The following is a 19,071-nucleotide window of genomic DNA, read 5'->3' on the forward strand; positions in this document are numbered from 1 at the left end:
CGCGGGCCGTCTCCGGGGCGGACCCCGAATCGCCGGATTTCCGTCTGACGTGCACCGGCGGTGTCTCTGTGGTAACCGGATTTCGAGAGTGGGCCCTTCGCGTGGAAAAATGACTCACAATGCTCATACGGCTGCCCGGGGGCGCTCTGGCGTGCTGCGCGCGGTAGCTGCGATGAGCAGGGTGGTTCGGGTCCCGACGATGCGGCCCGAAGGGACCGTCAGCAACGGCGCTGACCGGGACTCACCGCCGCTGTGATCGTCGGCTCTGCCCAGGTCAGCCCCGATGCGGGTGGAGCACGACGACGCCGGGGACATCGTGGTCCGCGGCCCGACACGGCCGGTGTGGCCCCAGACATCGACGACGGGTAGTGCGTGCACTCCTCGCGCGCAAAGTGAGGCGAACTATGAAGCAGGCTCCGGGACCGGTGGGTCTCTACGACCCACGCAACGAGCACGACTCGTGCGGCGTGGCGTTTGTCGTGGACATGCACGGGCGGCGCAGTCGCGACATCGTCGACAAGGCGATCATGGCGCTGGTCAATCTCGAGCACCGCGGCGCCGCGGGTGCCGAGCCCAACACCGGCGACGGTGCGGGCATCATGATCCAGGTCCCGGACCGTTTCCTGCGGGAGACCGTGGACTTCGAGCTGCCCGCGGAGGGCAGCTACGCGACCGGTATCGCCTTCCTGCCCCAGGGCTCGGAAGACGCCCGCCTCGCGTGCGAGGGCGTGGAGAAGGTCATCGAGGCAGAGGGTCTGACCCTGCTCGGCTGGCGCGAGGTGCCGACCAACGAGAACTCGCTCGGAGCACTTGCCCGCGATGCCATGCCGACCTTCCGTCAGGTGTTCGTCGGCGGCGCCGAGGGCATGGAACTCGAGCGCCGCGCCTACGTCGTGCGCAAGCGGGTCCAGTACGAACTCGGCAACAAGGGCGCCGGCGCCGACGGGCCCGGACGTGAGACCGTCTACTTCCCGAGCCTGTCCGGACGCACCTTTGTCTACAAGGGCATGCTGACGACCCCGCAGCTGCGGGAGTTCTACGTCGACCTGCAGGACTCGCGTGTCGAGAGCGCGCTCGGTCTGGTGCATTCGCGCTTCTCCACCAACACCTTCCCGTCGTGGCCGCTGGCGCATCCGTTCCGCCGCGTCGCCCACAACGGCGAGATCAACACCGTCACCGGTAACGAGAACTGGATGCGGGCCCGCGAGGCGCTCATCGACACCGCGGCCTTCGGGGCCGACGCGGCGTCGAAGATCTTCCCGATCTGCACCCCGGGTGCGTCGGACACCGCCCGGTTCGACGAGGTGCTCGAGCTGCTCCACCTCGGTGGACGTTCCCTCCCGCACGCCGTGCTCATGATGATCCCGGAGGCCTGGGAGCGTCACGAGTCGATGAAGCCCGAGCACCGGGACTTCTACCGCTACCACTCCGCGCTGATGGAGCCCTGGGACGGACCGGCGTCGGTGTGCTTCACCGACGGCACCGTCGTGGGTGCCGTGCTCGACCGGAACGGCCTGCGGCCCAGTCGGATCTGGGTCACCAAGGACGGGCTCGTCGTGATGGCCTCCGAGGTCGGCGTGCTCGACATCGATCACTCCGACGTCGTGCAGAAGATGCGTCTTCAGCCCGGCCGCATGTTCCTGGTGGACACCGCTGCCGGCCGCATCGTCGACGACGAGGAGATCAAGGACGAGCTCGCCGCCGAGCACCCCTACGGTGAGTGGCTCGAGCAGGGACTGGTCGCGGTCGACGACATCGAGGCGCCGCCGCATCAGCACATGCCGCACGACCGGGTCGCGTTGCGCCAGCAGGTGTTCGGTTACACGCGTGAGGAACTCGACCTGCTGGTCGCGCCGATGGCGAAGACCGGTGCCGAGGCACTCGGCTCGATGGGTACCGACACCCCGATCGCGGTGCTCTCCAAGCGCCCGCGCATGCTGTTCGACTACTTCCAGCAGCTGTTCGCCCAGGTGACCAACCCGCCGCTCGATGCGATCCGCGAAGAGATCGTGACCAGCGTCGGCGGCACCATCGGCACCGAGGCCGACCTGTTGAACCCCGGCCCCGAGTCGTGCCGTCAGATCGAGCTGCCGTCGCCGGTCCTCGACAACGACACGCTCGCGAAACTGGTGGAGATCAACTCCAACGACGGGCTGCCCGGTTTCCGCAGCGTCCACATCCACGGCCTCTACCCGGTGGCCGAGGGTGGCGCCGGTCTGCGCAAGGCCCTCGACGAGGTGCGTGCGAAGGTCAGCGCCGCGATCGACGACGGCGTGAACCTGGTCATCCTGTCCGACCGCGAGTCGGACGAGACCTACGCACCCATCCCGTCGCTGCTGCTGACGGCTGCGGTGCACCACCACCTGGTGCGGGAACGCAAGCGCACGCAGGCCGGTCTCATCGTCGAGTCCGGTGACTGCCGCGAGGTCCACCACGTGGCCGCGCTCGTCGGTTTCGGTGCGGCAGCGGTGAATCCGTACATGGCCTTCGAGTCGATCGAGGACATGACCGAGCGCGGTGTGCTCGGCAACCTCGACTTCGCCACCGCGCAGAAGAACTACATCAAGGCCGCCGGCAAGGGCGTGCTGAAGGTGATGAGCAAGATGGGCATCTCGACCCTCGCCTCGTACACCGGCGCACAGCTCTTCCAGGTCATCGGTATCTCGCAGGAGACCGTCGACGAGTTCTTCACCGGGCTCAACAGCCAGCTCGACGGCATCGGTCTCGACGAGATCGCCGCCGACGTCGCGACCCGCCACGCGCTGGCATTCTCCGATCGCCCGTCCGAGCGCGCCCACCGCGAGCTCGAGGTCGGCGGCGAGTACCAGTGGCGCCGCGAAGGCGAGTACCACCTGTTCAACCCGGACACCGTCTTCAAGCTCCAGCACTCCACGCGCACCGGCCAGTACCAGGTGTTCAAGGAATACACGAAGCTGGTGGACGACCAGTCCCGCCAGATGGCGTCGCTGCGGGGCCTGTTCGACTTCAATTTCGGTGACCGCGACCCGATTCCGATCGAGAAGGTCGAACCGGCCCGCGAGATCGTGAAGCGGTTCTCGACCGGCGCGATGAGCTTCGGTTCGATCTCCGCGGAGGCGCACGAAACCCTCGCGATCGCCATGAACCGGCTCGGTGGTCGCTCGAATTCCGGTGAAGGTGGCGAGGATCCGCGGCGCTTCCATCACGACGAGAACGGTGACTGGCGTCGCAGCGCGATCAAGCAGGTCGCGTCGGGCCGTTTCGGCGTCACCTCGCACTACCTGTCGAACTGCACCGACATCCAGATCAAGATGGCGCAGGGTGCGAAGCCGGGTGAGGGCGGGCAGCTGCCGCCGCACAAGGTGTACCCGTGGGTCGCCGAGGTCCGTGGATCGACGCCGGGCGTCGGCCTCATCTCGCCGCCCCCGCACCACGACATCTACTCGATCGAGGATCTCGCGCAGCTGATCCACGACCTGAAGAACGCCAACCCGCAGGCCCGCATCCACGTGAAGCTGGTCTCCGAGGTGGGCGTCGGCACCGTCGCGGCCGGTGTCTCGAAGGCGCACGCCGACGTCGTCCTCATCTCAGGGCACGACGGCGGTACCGGCGCAACGCCGTTGACCTCGGTCAAGCACGCCGGTGCGCCGTGGGAGATCGGCCTGGCCGAGACCCAGCAGACCCTGCTGCTCAACGGACTCCGCGACCGGATCGTCGTGCAGGTCGACGGCCAGCTCAAGACCGGTCGCGACGTCGTGGTCGCCGCCCTGCTGGGTGGCGAGGAGTTCGGTTTCGCCACCGCGCCGCTGGTGGTCGCGGGTTGCATCATGATGCGGGTGTGTCACCTCGACACGTGCCCGGTGGGTGTCGCCACCCAGAACCCGCTGCTGCGCGAGCGTTTCGCGGGCAAGCCGGAGTTCGTCGAGAACTTCTTCCTGTACATCGCCGAAGAGGTCCGGGAACTGCTGGCGCGCCTGGGCTTCCGCACCCTGCAGGAGGCCGTCGGTCACGTCGAGGCGCTCGACACGACCAAGGCGCTCGCGCACTGGAAGTCGGAGAAGGCGGGCAAGCTCGACCTGTCGTCGATCCTGGCGATGCCCGAGTCGCCGTTCATGAACCAGGACCTGTACTGCTCCGGCGTGCAGGACCACGGCCTGGACAAGGCGCTCGACCAGCAGCTCATCGCGCAGAGCCGCGAGGCCATCGACCACGGCACGCGGGTGTCCTTCACCTCGAAGATCACCAACGTGAACCGCACAGTCGGCACCATGCTGGGCCATGAGGTCACCAAGGCCTATGGCGCACAGGGTCTTCCCGACGGGACGATCATCGTCGACTTCACCGGATCGGCCGGCAACAGCTTCGGTGCCTTTGTTCCCAAGGGCATCACGCTGCGCCTCGAGGGCGACGCCAACGACTTCGTCGGCAAGGGTCTCTCGGGCGGTCGCCTCGTGGTCCGTCCGGCACGCAACGCGCCGGACGACTTCGTCGCCGAGCACAACATCATCGCCGGCAACGTGATCGGCTTCGGTGCCACCGCGGGCAAGATCTTCCTGCGCGGCATCGTGGGTGAGCGCTTCTGCGTTCGCAACTCGGGCGTCACCGCGGTGGTCGAGGGTGTGGGCGACCACGGCTGTGAGTACATGACGGGTGGACGCGTCGTCGTCCTCGGCGAGACCGGCCGCAACTTCGCGGCGGGCATGTCCGGCGGTATGGCGTTCGTCTTCGACCCCGAGGGCAAGCTGGCCGACAACCTCAACACCGAGCTCGTCGACCTCGAGCCGCTCGAGGACGAGGACATCGAGTTCCTCGCCACGATCATCGAAGAGCACCGCGCCGAGACCGAATCCCCGGTCGCGGCAGCACTGCTCGGCGATTGGGACACCGCCCAGACCAAGTTCGCCAAGGTCATGCCGCGCGACTACAAGCGTGTGTTGCTGGCCATCTCCGAGGCGGAGAAGACCGGGCGAGACGTGAACGAAGCGATCATGGAGGCCGCACGTGGCTGACCCCAGAGGATTCCTCAAGCACCCCGAGCGGGAGCTGCCCGACCGCCGCCCGGTGGAACTGCGTCTGCTGGACTGGAAAGAGGTCTACACCGACTTCGACAAGGGCCATCTGAAGACGCAGGCGAGCCGCTGCATGGACTGCGGTATCCCGTTCTGCCACAACGGCTGCCCGCTGGGGAACCTGATCCCCGAGTGGAACGACCTGGTCTACAAGGACCAGTGGCGCGACGGCATCGAACGTCTGCACGCGACGAACAACTTCCCGGAGTTCACCGGCCGCCTGTGCCCGGCTCCGTGCGAGGCGTCGTGCGTGCTGGGGATCAACCAGCCGCCGGTCACCATCAAGCAGGTCGAGGTCGAGATCATCGACAACGCCTTCGACAACGGCTGGGTGACCCCGGTCATGCCGTCGGAGAAGACCGGCAAGTCGGTGGCCGTCGTCGGCTCCGGGCCCGCGGGACTCGCTGCGGCGCAGCAGCTCACGCGTGCCGGACACGACGTGACGTTGTTCGAACGGGCCGACCGCATCGGTGGCCTGCTCCGTTACGGCATCCCCGAGTTCAAGATGGAAAAGCGCCACATCGACCGTCGTCTCGCGCAGATGGAGGCCGAGGGCACCGTCTTCCGCACCGGCGTCAACGTGGGTGTCGACGTCACCGTCGAGCAGCTGCGCGCCGACTTCGACGCGGTGATCCTCGCCAACGGTTCGACCATCGGTCGCGATCTGCCGATCCCCGGGCGTGAGCTCGACGGCATCCACCAGGCCATGGAGTTCCTGCCGCAGGCCAACCGGGTGCAGCTCGGCGACGAGGTCGAGGGTCAGATCTCGGCCAAGGGCAAGAAGGTCATCATCATCGGCGGTGGCGACACCGGCGCCGACTGCCTGGGCACCTCGCTGCGCCAGGGCGCGGAGATCGTCCACCAGTTCGAGATCATGCCGAAGCCGCCGATCGAGCGTGCCGAGTCGACCCCGTGGCCGACCTACCCGCTCATGTACCGGGTGTCGTCCGCACACGAAGAGGGCGGCGAGCGCGTCTTCTCGGTCAACACCGAGCAGTTCGTCGGTGAGGACGGCAAGGTCACCGGGCTCAAGGCGCACGAGGTCGTCATGCGCGACGGCCGTTTCGAGAAGGTGGAGGGTTCGGACTTCGAGCTCGAGGCGGACCTGGTGCTGCTGGCCATGGGCTTCGTCGGCCCCGAGCGCGAGGACCTCCTCGACAAGATGGGCGTCGAGTACGACCCCCGCGGAAACGTCAAGCGCGACGGCAACTTCGCGGCTGTCGGTCAGCCGGGTGTCTTCGTCGCCGGCGACGCCGGGCGCGGACAGTCGCTCATCGTGTGGGCCATCGCCGAGGGGCGCTCGGCCGCCGCGGCCGCCGACGCGTTCCTCACCGGGGCGTCGGACCTGCCCGCACCGATCGTGCCCACGCAGGTCGCGCAGCGCTGATCGCGCGTCGCACTCAGCAGTACTCGACTCCCGCTCACCCGCTCAGGGTGGGCGGGAGTTCTGCGTAGGCAGATCCGTCGTTCCACGGGAGTTCCGCAGGCGGCAACACGCCCGCCGGACGCCCGACCTAGACTCGGCGGTAAAGCTGCCTCCTCGGCTGGTACGAAGGGAACGGACCATGCGTCGGATCATCGCGACCGTATGCGCCCTGCTGTGTGCGATCCTGGCCGGCGGTGTGCTCGCCGTCCCGACGGCGACTGCCGCGCCCCGGGGGTGCCCGGAGATCTACGTGCTCGCGGTCCCCGGGACCTGGTCCAACGGCGCCAGCCCGGGTGTGCTGGGGGAGGTCACCGCCGGGCTCGGACCGGAAACCCGCGTGCAGTACGTCGGATACGACGCGACGGCGTTCCCGTGGGAGAAGGCGATCTACGGCAAGTCCAAGGCACAGGCGGTTGCCAACACCACGGGGCTCGCCCTTCAGATGCTCCGACGATGCCCCGGTACCCGGATCGCGCTCGTCGGCTACAGCCAGGGCGCCGACGCCGCCGGTGACCTCGCATCCGAGATCGGCACCGGTCGCGCCGCGATCCGTCCGGGTCAGGTCGCGGGGGTCGTGCTGATCGCGGACCCGCGACGGTCGAAGCGGGACAATCTCATCGGCCCCGCCCTGAGGGGTGAGGGAAGTGGCGGACCACGCCTCGACGGCATGGGGTGGGTCCTGCCCAGGGCGTTCACCCTCTGCGAACCCACCGACGTCTACTGCAACGTGCCACGCGACTACTACGTGACGCGGATCGTCGGCTACCTCGCCGAGACCAGCGACCCGACGCCGAGCCAGATCGTGCAGTACCAGGCCGAGGCGGGCGCGATCTTCTCCGAACTGCTCACCCTCGGCGGCCCCGGCGAGATCGCGCAGGAGCTCGGTGACGCGCGCGCTCGCGAGCAGATCAGGTCGTTCAACCAATTCCTCCAGTCCGGGTCGCACGGCACCTACCGGGACTTCGAGGTCCGTCCCGGCGTGACTGCGGTGCAGTGGGCCAACCGGTTCCTCGCCGGCCTCGCCTGACGGCGCCGGTCGACTGACCTGCACGAGAACCGGATGAATCGGACGTCCGACTAGAGTGGCGGCCGAAGTGGTCACCGAAGCCGGGGACCAGCCGCCCGCCCTCGGACAGACGGACACATTCCTTGCCAACGCAGCTCGCCGCCATACTCGCCCAGACCGACCCGTCGCAAGGTCACAGCGGTTTCATCGGCTGGATTCTCGACCTCATGGACACGCTCGGCGAGCTGGGTGTCGGGGTGGCGATCCTCCTCGAGACCTTCCTGCCGCCCATTCCGTCCGAAGCCGTTCTTCCCGGCGCCGGCTTCCTCGCCTACGAGGGCCGTATGAACGTCTGGCTCGCCTGGGCCGCGGCGACCATCGGTTCGCTCGTCGGGGCTTGGCTCTGGTACTGGATCGGCGCGGCTCTGGGCCGCGATCGCACCCGGCGACTCGTCGGCCGGATGCCGCTGCTCGACTACGACGACTTCGACAAGGCGGAGGAGTACTTCGTCCGCTGGGGCGGAATGGCGGTTCTCCTCGGTCGGTGCGTGCCCCTCGTCCGATCGTTCGTCTCCATCCCGGCCGGGATCGAGAAGATGCCGTTCTGGCGTTTCACCGCCTACACGACGCTCGGCTCCGGCGTGTGGAACGCATTGTGGATCGGGATCGGCTTCGGCTTCGGTCCGGCCATCGCCCCCGCGCTCGAACGGTGGAGTGGCGTGCTGAGCAACATCGTGATCGCCGTGCTGGTCCTCATGGTCGCCTGGTTCGTCGTGAAGCGGGTCCGCCGACGCCGCGCCAGTGCCGCGGGATAGCGGGCCGGAAGAGTGGGACGACCCGTGGAATACCTCGTGCGGAAGCGCGGTTGTACCCCGCGACGGTGACGGACTCAATGCCCCGGGTCCCACCCTTTGCCGCTTCGAGCGGCCTGTTTGCCGAGAGGCGCACTGACCGCCATCGTCGTCCATCACACCGAAGCCGCCGGCCCGATTCCCGGGTCGGCGGCTTCGGTCGTTCGACGGCAACCGCGGTGGGCGAGTGGTCGCCTGCCCGCCCGGGTCATTCATGCAGGTGAGGGGCGCGTCGCTACGCGCGAGGTAACAGTTCTCGTGCGACGATCGATCTAGCCGTCGTGTGCGGCACTCGCCGTTTCGGGAACCGGAGCTGCGGGATTCACACGTGTCGGCAGTCGCGGGGGCGTGGCGAAAGCTACTGGAAAGTCCGGCGACACGACCGGGAACAGCCGCTACAGTAAAACAAAGTTCCAGTCCGTTGTAACGAATGTGAAGTATCAGGAAGTGATTGGTCATGAAGTTGGCTGACACATTTCACTCGCCCCGCCGGGGCTCTCTGTTGAACTCGCTGACCGGCTGGCGACTCGGAGGCCGCCGCGGTTCCACGACGATGTTCCCCGCCGAAGCGGAACGACTCATCACACCCGCCGAGCTCAGACGGTTCGGCGTCCGGTCCTAGCGCCCTTCGAGGCTCGCTTCGCTCGCACCTCAGGGAGCAGGAGGTCGTCGCTCGCACCTCAGGGAGCAATGGGGGACGCTTCTTCGGATCAGGGGGCAGGTGGCACGTCGCCTTCGGTGACGACACGCACGCTCATCCCGCCGACCGACACCACATCGCCGATCGTCAGCTGACGGCCGCGCCTGGTCTCCACCTCGTCGTTGACCGTGACCAGACCGTCGGCGACCACCTCCTTGGCCTCGGCCCCTGACTCGATCAGGTTGGCGAGTTTGAGGAATTGGCCGAGTCGGATGGAGTCGTCCCGGATCGTCACGTCGTACACGGCTTCGATCATGCCGGTCCACCGCCCGCCGGGCCACCTCGGCCGTCGGGGACGCAAGACGATCTGTGCCGGACGGGGCCCATCCGCGTGGAGTGCCGGGACATACCTCTCATCCCGACTACCTTTTACGCATGGCCACCGACACCCCCCTCGCGCCGGTCGACCCCGAGAATCCCGGCGAGCACCGCGACGTGGGACCGCGGACGCCCACCGCGGCCGACCGCAGGTCCCTCGCGCTGCTCGACAAGATCCGACGGCCCTCCGGGTTCGGGTCCCGAGCCCCGCACATCGCCGGCACGATCGTCGGTGTCCTGGCGGCAATCGCGTTGCTGTCCAGCCTCTTCCCGGCGATCCGGCATCTGATCCACGACCCCCGCCGCTACGTCGACGACTACATCATCACCCTCCCCGACACCAGCTTCGCCTGGGCGTTCGTGCTCGCCCTCATCGCCGTCGCGCTCTCGGCCCGCAAGCGGATCGCCTGGTGGATCAGCGTCATCTACCTGATCCTGTTCATGGCGACCAACGCGTTCTATCTCGTGCCGTCGCTGGCCGACGACCTGGGCGTGACGCGGTGGGACCGCACGAACATCTACCTCGGACTGTTCATCGACGCGCTTGCCCTGATGTTCCTGCTGTCGACGTACCGTCAGTTCTACACACGGGTCCGCAAAGGCGCCGTCCTGGCGGCGTTCGGCACCCTGATCGCCGGACTGGCGATCGCGACGCTGCTGGGCTGGGCCTTGGTGTGGGCGTTCCCGCACACGCTGACCCGAGGCGACCGGTTGCCGTACGCGTTCAACCGGGTCGTGGCGTTCGGCGCCATCGACCAGGATGCCTCGTTCGACGGTCGGCACACCCACCTGTTCGTCAACGGCCTGCTGGGACTGTTCGGCGCCCTGGCGCTGATCGCCGCGGCCGTCGTGCTGTTCCGGTCGCAACGGCTGCGCTGGCTCATCACCGCCGAGGACGAGGCCCTCATCCGGGCGCTGATCACGCGGTTCAACGACGACGATTCGCTGGCGTACTTCTCGACCCGCCGCGACAAGGCCGTCGTGTTCTCGCCCGATGGTCGGGCAGCGATCACCTACCGGGTGGAGGTAGGCGTCGGACTGGCGGGCGGTGACCCGATCGGCGATCCGGAGTCGTGGCCGGATGCCATCGCCGAATTCCTCACCCTGTGCGAGAAGTACGGGTGGCACCCGGCGTCAATGGGGTCGAGCCCGCGCGGCGCGGCCGCCTTCGACGCCGCCGGTTTCGTCTCGCTCAACATCGGCGACGAGGCCATCCTGCACACGCGCGAGTTCAGTCTCAGTGGGCCGGCCATGAAGGCGGTGCGCCAGGCCGTGACCCGGACCCGTCGTGCCGGGGTCGGTGTCCGTATCCGACGGCACAACGAGATCGGCGACACCGAGATGGCGAAGATCGTCGCGCGCGCCGACGACTGGCGCGACACCGACGAGGAACGCGGCTTCGCGATGGCGCTCTCGCGCATCGGCGATCCCGCGGACGGCGACTGCCTCCTGGTCGAGGCCGTGATGGACGAGGGCACCCCCGACGAGCGGGTCGTCGGCATGCTGTCCTTCGTGCCGTGGGGGCGTCGTGGTGTCTCGCTCGACCTGATGCGTCGTGACCGGCACGGGCCCAACGGCGTCGTGGAGACGATGGTCGCCGAGTTGTGCCGTAACTCAGAGCAATTGGGCATCACCCAGGTGTCGCTGAACTTCGCGGCGTTCCGGGCGTTCTTCGAGCAGGGTCCCCAGATCGGGGCCGGGCCGGTGATGCGGATGGGCTACTCGATCCTCATGTTCGGCTCGCGGTTCTTCCAGATGGAGTCGCTGTACAAGTCGAATGCGAAGTATCTGCCGGACTGGCAGTCGCGCTACCTGTGCTTCGAGGACAGCCGGATCCTGCCCCGGGTGGGCCTCGCCGCGATCGTGACCGAGGGTTTCATCACGTTGCCGCGCTTCGGACGGGCCAAGCACTACACGCAGGGGCCGCCGTCGATCCCGCCCGGTGTCAACGCGCCCGCGCTCATCGCCGAGCTCGACGCCGAGGCAGCCACACCCGAGGGTGCGGTCGTCCACCGGCCGGAACAGGTGCGCGTCCGACTCGAGAAGATGGACCGGCTCGTCGAGCGCGGCTTCGATCCGTACCCGCCGGCCGATCAACCCACTCATACGATCGCGGCGGCCAAGGCCGAACCCGAGGGAACCGTCGTCACCGTCGCCGGACGCGTGACGCGACTTCGGGACTTCGGCAAAGTGGTGTTCGCCGACGTCCACGACTGGTCCGGCGAGGTGCAGGTGCTGGTCGAGGATTCCCGGATCATCCCAGGCACACCCGATTTCGGTACCGACGTCGACCTCGGGGATCTGATCCAGGCCCGCGGCGTCGTCGGCACGAGTCGGAAGGGTGAGCTGTCGATCCTGATCGACGCCTGGCGGATCAACGGCAAATGCCTGCGTCCGCTACCCGACAAATGGGCCGGCCTCACCGATCCGGAAGCGCGTGTCCGCCAGCGCTATGTCGACCTGGCGATCAACGAGCAGACGCGAGCATCGCTCGCCACCCGCAGCCTCGTCGTGAAGTCGTTGCGCGACTTCCTCTCCGCGCGCGGCTACCTGGAGGTGGAGACGCCGATCCTGCAACAGATCCACGGCGGCGCGAACGCCACCCCGTTCCAGACGCACATCAACGCCTACAACCTCGACCTGTATCTGCGGATCGCCCCGGAGCTCTACCTCAAGCGACTGTGTGTCGGAGGTGTCGAGAAGGTCTTCGAGATCGGCCGCAACTTCCGCAACGAGGGTGTCGACTTCAGCCACAACCCCGAGTTCACGAGTCTGGAAGCCTATGAGGCGCACAGTGATTACCTCAAGATGCTCGACCTGACGCGCGAGATGATCCAGTACGCGGCGACGGCGGCCTACGGGGAACCGGTCATCGTGCGCACCGATGCCGACGGAAACGAAGAGCGCGTCGACATCTCCGGGGAGTGGCCGGTCAAGACCGTTCATCAGGTGGTCTCGGAGGGCGCGGAGCAGGAGATCACGCCGGAGACCTCCGTCGAGGAGTTGCGCGCGGTGTGTGACCGCCTGGAAATCAATCACCGGCCCGACTGGGACGCCGGGCAGATCGTCCTGGAACTGTACGAGCACCTCGGCGAGGATCGCACCACCTTCCCGACCTTCTACACCGACTTCCCGACGTCGACGTCGCCCCTCACGCGCGCACACCGGAGCAAGCCGGGCGTCGCCGAGCGGTGGGACCTCGTCGCCTGGGGCGTCGAACTCGGTACGGCTTACACCGAACTCACCGATCCGGTGGAGCAGCGGGCACGCCTCACCGAACAGTCGATCCTGGCTGCCGACGGTGATCCCGAGGCCATGGAACTCGACGAGGACTTCCTGCAGGCACTGGAATACGCGATGCCGCCGACCGGAGGTCTGGGTGTCGGTGTCGACCGCGTGGTCATGCTCATCACCGGACAGTCGATCCGCGAGTCGCTCGCGTTCCCGCTGGCGAAACCGCAGGACGCTTGAGGTGCCTTGGCACCCTGGGGTCCTGTGTGATGAGCGTTCCTAAGCGTGATGTACACCATCCTCAATCTGTGCGACGCTGAAGACGCTGCGCAGCGCAACTTGTCTCATGAATAGCTGACCTGGAGGCTCAGAGAGATGAAAAGTGCGCGGAGAGTTGTGGTTTCGATCGCCGCGTCGGCCGTGATGCTGACGGGATCGGGTGTGGGACTCTACGGCGGTGTGGCCGGGGCGGCACCCGTTGGCGAGGGTCACGGCCTGAGTACCCCTGCGGGAGCGGGTTTCAGCTCGTTCCCGACGATTTACCAGAACTGGTTCTGGCCCAACGTCGGTGTCCGTATGGAGTTCAATACGCTCTTCAATGCGGCGCAGACGCGTGACATCGCGCGTACCGGGATCGTGCCGGCTTTCGCCGGAACGGATCTGCCGTACAGCGGGATCGGCAGGTGGCTCGATCGAGGGGAACTCCAGAAACTCGTAATGACCGGTGGGTGTTTCGCGGTCGGCATCCGGCGGACCGAGGTGCTGTCTCCGGTGACGAAAAAGAAGGTCGCGTGGGCCGTCCAGACCTACCGCACTCCCGGGAACACGCCCCGGGATGTCGCGGCCGTCTGCGAAACCGGCGGGGACAACGGAGGCGGCGGGGACAATCAAGGCGGGGATTCGAATCAGGGCCTCTGATTCTGATCCGGCCACCGCTCGCCGAAACCCGCCTGACCCGAGGTGACAGTTGAGGTGTCGCACGGGACAGGTCCATGCGTGTGACTTCTTCACGTTTGAGCCCGCCCCCCCCGTTCGCCTCAGCCGCAGAGTGCTCCGACGGCGTCGTGGTCGTGGGTGGGGATCACGCGCACGGTGTGGCGGGCCAGGTGGAGCCGGTGCAGCGTCGCGAACGCCGCGTCGCGGTCGTCGTCGACGAATTCGCCGGGGATGCTCGGCTTCTGGCGCAGGCGCGCTACCTGCTCGAAGTGCCAGGCCGCATCGCCGGCGAGCAGGACCGGGCCGGAGGACGTGCGGGCCAGGACGCCGACGCTCCCGGGGGTGTGCCCGCCGAGGTCGACGACGACCACGGAGCCGTCGCCGAACAGGTCGTGGCTCGCGACGAATGTGGACACGGGCGGGCCGTCGAGTTCGTAGTCGAGGATCGGTCGGCCGTCGGTCAGAGCCGCCCGCACCCCGCCGACCGGTGGTCGCGTGCCCGCCAGTATCCATTCGCGTTCGGGCCGAGGTAGCCACACCGGCAGGCCGGGCAGGTCCAGCAGGCCGCATACGTGATCCCAGTGAGCGTGCGTCGGCAGGGCGAAGTCGGGGGAGCGGTGCAGCGGCCGCAGCTCGAGACCGTCGGCGGTGCTGACCGTCGACCGCGGCGGGGTGATCAGCGGGCGCAAGATCGTCGGCAATTCGGGCAGGACGCGGTGATGGGCGTCGCGGCAGAAGCCGGGATCGACCAAGAACGCGGCCTCGGGGTGCTCGACCACGAAGGTCGTCATCGCCGACGACGCGCGACGCAGGGTACGAGCTCCCTCGGCGAGGCCGGCGAGCGGTACCCGTCGCGCAACCTGGGGCAGGGCGCGCACCCGGACCGTCACCTCGCCGTCGGGGAGCCCGGCGTCCTCGATGGCGTCGATGAGTCGCCGGTCCGGCGGGCGCGGCCGGAACGCGCCGCGCACGGCGAGCGCACCCGTGCGCAGCATCTCGGCTGGCGCCGGGCCCGGCTGGCGAAAGGTGGCCACCGCGTATTCCTACCCCGACCGCTAGGTGCCCGCGCCGATTCCGGGCAAGCGGATGTCATGTGTAGTTCACCGCGGAGAGGTTTTGGGTACCACTCCGCCGTCGTTGAATGGTCCTGGCCCTTCGAAGGGCCTGCTGTCCTCCCAACGGGCTACAACCGAACACAATGTGTAACGACGCGCTAGAGTCCAACGACCTATTCATCGACCCCCGACGTCTGACGAGAGGTACCGGAATGGTTGTCGAAGAGCTCGCACACCAGGACCGTCGGGCGGACCGTCGCTGACATGCAACCGACCCACATCCGGTTCACGGCGACTCCCGGGCAGCCACCGAGTCTTCCCGTGCCTCGTCCCCGACCCGGCAGCACCTGAAACCGTGGCGCCGAGGGAGAGCGACGCCACCGCGAATGCGGATCATGGGGGCGGGGGAGAATCGCAGGTCCTACGGGACCTGCTGGCCCTGGTGGCCGAAGGCGACCGTGCGGCGTTCACGCGTTTCTACGACCTGACCAGTTCGCGGATCTATGGCCTCGCCGTCCGGGTGGTGCGTGATCGGCACTACGCCGAGGAGATCGTCCAGGAGGCCTACCTGCAGTACTGGCAGCGTGCCGCCGATTACGACCCGACCCGCGGATCGGTGATCACCTGGATGATGACGATCGCGCACCGGCGCGCCGTCGACCGGGTCCGTACCGAGGACATGCAGACCGAGCGGTTGTCGGAGTACGGCGTCCGGGCCGCCGAACCCGAGATGACGCAGGATCTTCCGCTCGAAGCGGTGCTGCGGTCGGTGGAGGTGAGCGCAGTGCATACCTGCCTCGGACATCTCACGGAGCTGCAGCGAGGAAGCCTCGAGATGTCGTACTTCGGCGGACTCACCTATCCCGAGGTGGCGGCACGCACCGACACACCCCTGCCCACCACGAAATCCCGCATCCGGGACGGCCTGAGACGGCTGCGGAGCTGCCTGGACGCGCAGGACGACCGCTGACGGATCGGCTGTGAGCGCGTCGTGCCGTCCGGCGACGCCGCGCCATCCGCGCGGGCACACTGGACGCGTGCACGAGACGACACCCGACGCGGGTCTGGATTCACCCGGTGAGTTCGTGACGGTCGGGGAGCATCGGCTCCACGTGCTGGACGAGGGTTCGGGACCGCCGCTGCTGCTGATGGCGGCGCTCGGGAGCAACTGGTTCGATCTCGATCCGTTGGTGGCGCGGCTCTCCTCGTCGTGGCGGGTCATCCGCTATGACCGGCCGGGTTACGGGCTGTCCGATCCCATCGGCCGGGGTCATCACCCGTCGCTGCTGGGCGAGGTGGAGCGGATGGCCGCGGTGCTGGACGCTCGGGGTATCACCGAACCGGTTGTCGTCGTGGGGCATTCGCTGGCGTCGCTGTATGTGGAGGCGTTCGCACGCCGATATCCCGAGCGGACCGCGGGCGTCGTCATCCTCGACGGGTCGTTCGTCCTGGTGCCGTGGCGGATCGTCCCGCTGTCGTTCCGGGTGGGCAACGCCCATCGGGTGGTCGGTGCGGCGCGTGCGGTGACGAGCCGCGTCGGGATACGTCGCTGGCCGAGTTTCCAGGTGTGGAGCCGCGTCGTGCCCGCGCCACCGGAGGGTCGAGGCGAGCAGCAGCGCCGATGGAGTACGCGCGTCTTCGGGCAGCCGCCCTACCTCCTGGCCCTTCTCGTCGAGAACGCCGCGTTCGGGTCGATGAACCAGACGTTGCGAAGTCTGCGACGGTCCGAGCCGATGCCGGACGTCCCGGTGATCGTCGTCGTGGCGTCGTCGAAGCTGCCGGGGTGGCGTTCCTTCTGGGACTGGAAGCAACGGCGTTACGCGGACGTCCTCGGGGCTGGTGAGATCGCGGTACTCCCGAGGGCGCGGCACTTCCTCGTGTCGGAGCGCCCGGACGACGTCGCCGAGATCATCGGCGGGGTGCGGCCCATCCCTACCCGCGAGTAACCAGCTACTTGCGGTTACACCTAAACTGTTCGGCATGAGCGAGCTGACCTTCACCCCGACGGCCGACCTCGTCGACGACATCGGCGCCGATGTCCGTAGCTGCGACACCCAGTTCACGCAGTTCGGCGGAAACCGGGAGTTCGTCGGACGTGTGTCGACGGTCAAGTGCTTCCAGGACAACGCCCTGCTGAAGTCGGTTCTGGGTGAATCCAACCCCGGCGGGGTGCTCGTCGTCGACGGCGACGCGTCGGTCCACACCGCACTGGTCGGAGACCTCATCGCCGAGCTCGGCCGCTCCAACGGCTGGGTGGGGATCATCGTCAACGGCGCCATCCGCGACGCCAAGACCATCGGCGGGATGGCGATCGGGGTCAAGGCCCTGGGTACCAACCCGCGCAAGTCGACCAAGACCGGCGCCGGTGAGCGCGACGTCCCGCTGACCATCGGCGGCGAGACCTTCACCCCCGGCGACATCGTCTACTCCGACGACGACGGCATCGTGCTCGTCGCCGCAGGAGACAACCAGTAGAGCCCCGACCGCAGACCACGATCCACATCGAACACCCGGACACCCGCACAGCGCTGAGGAGCACCGCCATGCCGAAGCCCACCGCCGACTATTTCGCTCGCCTGGGTGCGCTCGTCGCCATCGACGACGCCGCGAGTCGTCCCACGCGCCCCGTTGTCGAGGCGTTCAGCGGGACGGAGATGGCGACCATCCCGGTCGCCACCGCCGACGATCTCGAGGTGGCGGTCGCCCGGGCCCGCCAGGCGCAGGAGGGATGGGCGGCCCGCACGCCGGCCGACCGCGCCGCGATCATCGACCGCTTCTCCGACCTGGTCCACCGCAACGCGGCGTCGCTGATGGACATCGCGCAGGCCGAGACCGGCAAGGCCCGCATCTACGCGCAAGAAGAGGTCATCGACGTCTCGATCACCGCGCGGCACTACGCGACGAACGGCCCCAAGCTGCTCGCCGACCGCAAGGTCAAGGGCATGCTGCCGGGCGCGACCAGCGTGCGCGTGCGGTACCTGCCCAAGGGTGTGGTCGGCATCATCAGCCCGTGGAACTACCCGCTGACGCTGGCCGTGTCCGATGCGGTGGCCGCCCTGATCGCCGGCAACGGCGTCGTGATCAAGCCGGACAGCCAGACGCCGTACTGCGCGCTGGCCCTGGCCGAGTTGCTGTACGAGGCGGGTCTGCCGCGTGAGCTGTACGCCGTGGTGCCCGGACCGGGAAGCGTTGTCGGACAGGCGATCATGGCCAGCACCAACTACGTGATGTTCACCGGCTCCTCGGAGACCGGGGCCACCCTCGCCGAACAGGCCGGGCGTCGGCTCATCGGCTTCTCGGCCGAACTCGGCGGCAAGAACCCGATGGTCGTCACCGCGAGTGCCGACATCGCCAACGCCGTGCGCGGCGCGGCGCGTGCGTCGTACTCCAACTCCGGGCAGCTGTGCATCTCGATCGAACGGATCTACGTCGACAAGAAGATCGCCGACGACTTCGCCGAGCGGTTCGCCGCGTATGTCTCCACGATGAAGCTGTCGGCCTCCTACGACTTCAGCGCCGACATGGGTTCGCTGGCCTCGGCCGCCCAGATCGAGACCGCCGAAGCGCACGTCGAGGACGCGGTCGCCAAGGGCGCGAAGGTGCTCGCCGGCGGCAAGCGTCGCGCGGACCTGGGCCCCTTCTTCTTCGAGCCGACGGTCCTCACCGACGTCACCGACGACATGGTGTGTTTCGCGAACGAGACCTTCGGACCGGTCGTCTCGATCTACCCGGTGGACTCCACCGACGAGGCGATCAAGCTCGCCAACGACACCGACTACGGCCTCAACGCCAGCGTCTTCGCCGGTAGCAGCGCCGAGGCGCAGGAGGTCGCCGAGCAACTGCGCGCCGGGACGGTGAACATCAACGAGGGTTACGCCGCGGCGTGGGCGTCGACGGCGGCCCCGATGGGCGGCATGGGTATCTCCGGCATGGGACGCCGCCACGGTGACGAGGGTCTGCTGAAGTACACCGAGCCGCAGACCATCGCCGAGCAGCGTTTCATCGGCATCGACCGCATGCCGGTGGTCCCGACGAGCATCTACCGCGCCATCACGCCGACCGCCGTCCGCGCCCTGAAGTACCTGCCGGGTCGCTGAGAACCCCCTCGTCCGAAGCAACCCGTTGTGCTCGGAGCGAGCCCAACCACTGCTCCCTGAGCTGAGGAGCGAGCTTGCGAGCCCGACCTCTGCTCCCTGAGGAGCGAGATTGCGAGCGTCACGAAGGGTCTTCGCAACCTCGTCGCCGGACCCTTCGTGACGCGCCTCCGCAAGCTCCGGGCGCTCCTCAGGGAGCGGTGGTCGGCCGCGGCCTCCGCAAGCTCCGGGCGCTCCTCAGGAAGCGGGGTTGGCCGCGGCCTCCGCAAGCTCCTGGCGCTTTTCTGGGAGCGGTGGGGTCTCATCTCGGATCAGAGAGCACGAGTCACGCGGCGAGACGCCGGTTGTCCCGCATCATCGGCGTCACCGTGGTTACGGTAGGCCCTGTGACCCGGAGCCCCCGCCT

The 19,071-nt window shown here is 67.9% G+C and carries 12 protein-coding genes; 10 read left to right on the plus strand and 2 right to left on the minus strand.

Annotated elements, in window-relative coordinates; all coding sequences use genetic code 11:
- Positions 1–404 precede the first annotated feature (404 nt).
- From gltB to QAD21_RS00955, 4 genes are all read left to right on the plus strand, one after another.
- The gene (gene gltB / locus QAD21_RS00940) at positions 405–4,988 is read left to right on the plus strand and encodes a glutamate synthase large subunit (protein ID WP_280360386.1); all 4,584 of its coding nucleotides are present in this window, start codon (positions 405–407) and stop codon (positions 4,986–4,988) included.
- On the plus strand, positions 4,981–6,435 hold the full coding sequence (locus QAD21_RS00945) for a glutamate synthase subunit beta (RefSeq protein WP_205333930.1): 1,455 nt from the start codon (positions 4,981–4,983) through the stop codon (positions 6,433–6,435). Before gltB ends, QAD21_RS00945 begins: the two co-directional genes overlap by 8 nt.
- Positions 6,436–6,613: 178 nt before the next feature.
- Complete coding sequence (locus QAD21_RS00950; protein ID WP_137809837.1) at positions 6,614–7,501, plus strand: cutinase family protein; 888 nt, start codon at positions 6,614–6,616, stop codon at positions 7,499–7,501.
- A gap of 122 nt (positions 7,502–7,623) precedes the next feature.
- Positions 7,624–8,295, plus strand: coding sequence for a DedA family protein (locus QAD21_RS00955; protein WP_137809838.1), 672 nt, complete (start codon positions 7,624–7,626; stop codon positions 8,293–8,295).
- A 746-nt stretch (positions 8,296–9,041) separates the two neighbouring features.
- On the opposite strand, the gene QAD21_RS00960 is transcribed toward QAD21_RS00955, so the two are convergent.
- A complete protein-coding gene (locus QAD21_RS00960; protein WP_065631301.1) occupies positions 9,042–9,287 on the minus strand; it encodes an RNA-binding S4 domain-containing protein in 246 nt (81 codons plus the stop codon).
- Between the two features lie 119 nt (positions 9,288–9,406).
- On the opposite strand from QAD21_RS00960, the gene lysX reads away from it, so the two are divergent.
- Together lysX and QAD21_RS00970 are read left to right on the plus strand one after the other, a co-directional pair.
- Positions 9,407–12,820, plus strand: coding sequence for a bifunctional lysylphosphatidylglycerol synthetase/lysine--tRNA ligase LysX (lysX, locus tag QAD21_RS00965; protein ID WP_280360387.1), 3,414 nt, complete (start codon positions 9,407–9,409; stop codon positions 12,818–12,820).
- 156 nt (positions 12,821–12,976) lie between these two features.
- Positions 12,977–13,498, plus strand: coding sequence for a hypothetical protein (locus QAD21_RS00970; RefSeq protein ID WP_211539245.1), 522 nt, complete (start codon positions 12,977–12,979; stop codon positions 13,496–13,498).
- 119 nt (positions 13,499–13,617) lie between these two features.
- On the opposite strand, the gene QAD21_RS00975 is transcribed toward QAD21_RS00970, so the two are convergent.
- Positions 13,618–14,550, minus strand: coding sequence for an MBL fold metallo-hydrolase (locus QAD21_RS00975; protein WP_242697019.1), 933 nt, complete (start codon positions 14,548–14,550; stop codon positions 13,618–13,620).
- Positions 14,551–14,926: 376 nt separating this feature from the next.
- Here QAD21_RS00975 and sigK point away from each other — a divergent pair, with 376 nt between their 5' ends.
- The 4 genes from sigK to QAD21_RS00995 all read left to right on the plus strand — a co-directional run bounded on the left by sigK (position 14,927) and on the right by QAD21_RS00995 (position 18,668).
- Positions 14,927–15,541 carry an ECF RNA polymerase sigma factor SigK gene (gene sigK, locus QAD21_RS00980; RefSeq protein ID WP_068969995.1) on the plus strand — a complete coding sequence of 205 codons (615 nt, stop codon included), beginning with the start codon at positions 14,927–14,929 and terminating at the stop codon, positions 15,539–15,541.
- A gap of 67 nt (positions 15,542–15,608) precedes the next feature.
- Positions 15,609–16,517 carry an alpha/beta hydrolase gene (locus QAD21_RS00985; protein WP_165629244.1) on the plus strand — a complete coding sequence of 303 codons (909 nt, stop codon included), beginning with the start codon at positions 15,609–15,611 and terminating at the stop codon, positions 16,515–16,517.
- Positions 16,518–16,551: 34 nt separating this feature from the next.
- Positions 16,552–17,046, plus strand: coding sequence for a ribonuclease E activity regulator RraA (gene rraA, locus QAD21_RS00990; protein WP_078111901.1), 495 nt, complete (start codon positions 16,552–16,554; stop codon positions 17,044–17,046).
- Positions 17,047–17,114: 68 nt separating this feature from the next.
- On the plus strand, positions 17,115–18,668 hold the full coding sequence (locus QAD21_RS00995) for a succinic semialdehyde dehydrogenase (RefSeq protein WP_165629243.1): 1,554 nt from the start codon (positions 17,115–17,117) through the stop codon (positions 18,666–18,668).
- The last annotated feature ends 403 nt before the right edge of the window (positions 18,669–19,071 follow it).

The organism is Gordonia sp. SMJS1, from assembly GCF_029866425.1.
GTDB classification, from domain to species: domain Bacteria; phylum Actinomycetota; class Actinomycetes; order Mycobacteriales; family Mycobacteriaceae; genus Gordonia; species Gordonia hongkongensis.